Consider the following 1,518-nt stretch of genomic DNA (forward strand, 5'->3'; position numbering starts at 1 on the left):
CCACCGGGGCCGGGCGGGCGGGGCCGTCGGCGGGGCCGACGGCGGACGCCCGGCGGGAGCGCGGCACGAGCAGGATCGCGGCCGTGGCGGTCAGCAGCGCGGCCACCGCGATCCACAGGGCGGGGACCAGGCCGTCGGTGAAGGCCCGCGGGGTCTCGTAGCCGCCCTGGCTCGCGAAGACGGAGGCGAGCAGCGCGACGCCCAGGGCGCCGCCGACCTCGCGGAGGGCGTTGTTCACGCCGGAGGCGATGCCCTCCTGGCCGGGCGGGACGGCCCCCATCACCATGGCGCCGGTGGGCGCGAAGAACATCGCCATGCCGATGCCGCAGAGCACGAAGGCGGGCACCTGGCTGCCGTAGCTCACGTCCGGCTCGGCGAGCAGGGCGAACCAGCCGATGCCGCCGGCCATCAGTGCCAGCCCCGAGGCCACGATGGGCCGGCCGCCGACGCGGTCGGTGAGGGCGCCGGCGATCGGGGCGATCAGGAGCGGCGCGGCGGTCCACGGCAGCATCCGGAGCCCGGCCTCCTGCGGGTTGTAGCCCTGGATGAGCTGGAGGAACTGGGTGAGCAGGAAGATCGAGCCGAACATCCCGACGTACATCAGCAGGCTGGCGGCGTTGACGGCGGTGAAGGTGCGGGAGCGGAAGAAGCGCATGGGCAGCATGGGGTGGGGCGTGCGCCGTTCCCAGGCGACGAACGCGCCCAGCAGCAGGCCGCCGAGCAGGAAGCCGGCCAGCACCTGGCCGGAGGTCCAGCCGTGCTCGTGGCCGCGCACGATGGACAGGACGACGCCGAAGAGGCCGGTGCTGGCCAGGGCGGTGCCGACGAGGTCGAGGCGGTCGTTGGGGCCGCGGCTCTCGGTGAGGCGCAGGCGGATCAGCGGCAGGACGGCGAGGCCGACGGGGATGTTCAGCCAGAAGATCCACTGCCAGGAGAGGTGTTCGGTGATGGCGCCGCCGACGAGCGGGCCACTGGCGATGGCCAGGCCGCTGACGGCGCCCCAGATGCCGAACGCGACACCGCGCCGCTCCCGCGGCACGACGGCGGAGATGAGGGTGAGGCTCAGCGGCAGGATGACCGCCGCTCCCGCGCCCTGCGCGGCGCGGGCGGCGATCAGGACCTCGGTGGAGCCGGCGAGGGCGGCGCCGGCGGAGGCGAGGGTGAAGAGGGCGACGCCGAAGCCGAAGACCCTGCGGCGGCCGAACCGGTCGCCGAGGGCGGCGCCGAGCAGCAGGAGGCAGGCGAAGGGGAGCGTGTAGCCGTTGACGATCCACTCCAGGTCGGACAGATCGCCGCCGAGGTCGTCGCGGAGGACGGGGAGCGCGGTGGTGACCACCAGGTTGTCCAGGGCGGACATGAACGTGGCCGCGCTGGTGATCAGCAGCGTCCAGACGACGAGGCCGCGGGGGGCCGGTTCCTGCATGACTCCTCCACAGAGGGTGGGCGATCATCCTGGCGGCGGCGCGACGGTGCACCGACGAGGTCAGGGAGGCGTTCGAGCGCGCGGCCGAGGGGCTG

1 protein-coding gene is annotated in these 1,518 nt (G+C 74.4%); it reads right to left on the reverse strand.

The window, feature by feature from the left end:
* A partial coding sequence (locus ACSNOC_RS27695; RefSeq protein ID WP_436750322.1) for an MFS transporter occupies positions 1–1,423 on the reverse strand: 1,423 nt, incomplete at its 3' end.
* Between the last annotated feature and the right edge of the window lie 95 nt (positions 1,424–1,518).

It is taken from the genome of Streptomyces sp. URMC 129, from assembly GCF_051386415.1.
Taxonomy (GTDB): Bacteria; Actinomycetota; Actinomycetes; order Streptomycetales; family Streptomycetaceae; genus Streptomyces.